This window comes from Bartonella sp. CL100XZDX (assembly GCF_042195375.1).
In the GTDB taxonomy this organism is placed as follows: domain Bacteria; phylum Pseudomonadota; class Alphaproteobacteria; order Rhizobiales; family Rhizobiaceae; genus Bartonella.
In genome coordinates, this window is record NZ_JBHIOH010000024.1 from 1 (window position 1) to 2,716 (window position 2,716).

At 34.8% G+C, this 2,716-nt stretch carries 1 protein-coding gene, 1 tRNA gene and 1 pseudogene; all 3 read left to right on the forward strand.

Features of this window, described 5'->3' with window-relative positions:
• Positions 1–186: pseudogene (locus ACFILU_RS02225) on the forward strand (exonuclease); the annotation flags it as partial.
• 264 nt (positions 187–450) lie between these two features.
• On the forward strand, positions 451–1,494 hold the full coding sequence (locus tag ACFILU_RS02230) for a tyrosine-type recombinase/integrase (protein ID WP_375658293.1): 1,044 nt from the start codon (positions 451–453) through the stop codon (positions 1,492–1,494).
• Between the two features lie 1,002 nt (positions 1,495–2,496).
• Positions 2,497–2,586: transfer RNA gene (locus ACFILU_RS02235), tRNA-Ser, on the forward strand.
• Positions 2,587–2,716 lie beyond the last annotated feature (130 nt).

A 2,716-nucleotide genomic window follows, 5' to 3' on the forward strand; every position in this document is an offset into this window, starting at 1 on the left:
GAACGAAAATGGTGTGATTTCGTAAGCTATGACCCACGTTTTACGGGGGAATTCTTTCACTTACGCATGAAAGTCAAGCGTGTTCTCCGTGATGATCAACAAATTGAACAGATCAATCAAGCTGTTGAAACCTTTTTAGCAGAGATAGAACGAGAGATAAAACAACTCTCAACAAAAGCTGCTTAACCTTATGGGGGTGTTTTGTTCCCCGCATATCTACGAGCACCCCCACCCTTCCTAACAACTTTCAACACAAGCGTGATTCACGCCACACGTGAATTGCATCTCAATGTAAGGAGAAAAGATATGGCGCCTCGTCCAGCGGCTATAACGCAACCAGCCATTGCACGCGCTTTAAGAGAAGCTAAAAAACAAGGTTGTGAACTCGTAGAAATCAAACCTACCGGTGAACTGCTTATCTATCTTANGCTCTCTAAGATCTAAAATACCATGCCAAAACCACGCCCCCCTCATCTCGTTAAACAAATTACTCAACATGGCAAAATTGTATGGTATGTACGTATTGGTCATGGCAAACGCATTAGAATACGCGGTACCTATGGAACGCAAGAGTTTGTTGATAACTACAAAAGCGCACTTGCCGAGTTACAAGGGCTTATACTTCCTAAATCCAAAACCGGTAAACTTGTTGAAGGTTCATTTGCATGGCTGCTTAAACAATACTTTAACAGCTCTAATTGGCATAGTTACACTAAAGCTACAAAAAAACAAAAAGAACTCATCCTTATGAAGGTATGTGATACTATAGGAAACATTCCATACCAAGCAATTGAAAAGAAGCATATTATAGCCGGTGTTGAACGGCGTAAAGAAACACCAGCAATGGCTAGAAACTTTCTGAAAGCCCTTAATGGACTTTTTAATTGGGCAATTGATCAAGGTCTTTTAGAAAATAATCCAACAACAGGAGTAAGAAGACCAGCTCTTAACAACAAAGATGGATTTGTTGTTTGGACAGAAGAAGATGTTGAGAAGTATTATCAAAGATGGTCCCATGGTACCCATGAACGCGTTTGGATTGATGTCCTTTTGTATACGGGTTTGCGTCGTGGTGATGCGGTCCGCATTGGCTGGAAAGATGTAAAGAATAACATCATTCATCTTAAAACAGAGAAAAGTAAATTCCAAACAGATGTTTTTCTTCCCATTTTACCGGAATTAGCCAAAACGCTTGAAGCAGGTCCTATTGGAGCAGAAACATTCATTTGTGGTAAAGAAGGTAAAAAACTAGTTAAAGAAAGTTTTGGCAACCTTTTTCGTGAGGCTTGTAACGTAGCAGAAATCAAAAAATCAGCACATGGCTTGAGAAAATTAGCAGCAACACGCGCAGCTAACTCTGGTGCAACAGTATCACAACTCAAAGCAATTTTTGGCTGGACAGATGACGCTATGGCATCTCTTTACACAAAGAGCGCAGACCGTAAAAAACTTGCTCTTGAAGCCATAAAAAAGCTTCAAAAAGATGAGGGATAGAGGCAAAAAAAACTCAATAGAATCAAGATTCACCTATTCCCTCATATTAGACATAACTATTTTATTTTACTTGCTTTTTATTTGCTCTCTGGGGGCACCATTTTTTTGTAAATAAATTTTTTATTTTACACATGCTTGTAAATGAATCGGCTTTTAAAACCTTGTCTGTTAAAGTTTATGCTTTCTGCTTCTGCATAATTTAGCGTTTTTAAGTTCTATTCTTGAAAAACTATGTAATACCTTAAAAAACTATCTATTGATCTAAGCGTATTGTTCAATAATTTTTTCTTCCATTCAAATTAACTTTTTGCTTATCCCACAGAAAAAGCATTATAAATATACCTAATTTCCAGTCATATCTAGAAGAAATTTTAAACTATCGATGCAAATCTTACATAAAATTTTATTCAAATAGTGCAAATCATCCATTCCCTCCAAGGTACTCTTTAGACGCACTAAATATCTGAATATTTTTATTTAAAAAATTAAAATCTTTTAAAGAGCTTTCTTATTGAATTGTACTTAATTTAAACTCAATAAAAACTTTCCTTGAATATATATGTCATTCTTACAAATTTATCTCTCATAAACTGTTAGAATAATAACATTTTCTTTTCGCCAATATGAACGATCTAAATAAAATAAATATCTGGAAAGGTAAAATAATTCAAAAATACACGACCGGAATTTAATATAATTTATCAAACATTTTCAACTAAACATTTCTTATTATTACGAAAACGATTGTTAGAACTTAAAAAAATATTGCTTTATAAAAAACTTTTAAACAGGAAAAAAATGATAAATATCATAATTACCTTTCATTTTTTCAGAAAAAACTATCATGTTTAGAAATGAAACTCTTAGATAACACACTCAAAGAATTAACTTATGAAGAATTATTTTAATTGAAACTTAAATAGTTTTACAAAGAACGCTTTAAAATGCGTATTAAAATGATTGACCTTTTACAAGAAATTTGTCAAAAAGCATATCTAGTTTGGAGGGGTGGCCGAGCGGTTTAAGGCACCGGTCTTGAAAACCGGCGTGCAGGAGACTGTACCGTGGGTTCGAATCCCACCCCCTCCGCCACAGCACTTTTATCATGCTATAACTTTTTGATTCTGTGTGTATGTAGTGTATGTAGCTTGCCAGCGGGTTTTGTATATTTTGCCACTAGGTTTTGTACCAATTTATTTTTTCTCAAAGAGTTTTAAAGATG

Coding starts and splice junctions, on each gene's coding strand:
- ACFILU_RS02230 (WP_375658293.1), top strand. CDS start 451: ATGCCAAAACCACGCCCCCCTCATCTCGTTAAACAAATTACTCAACAT.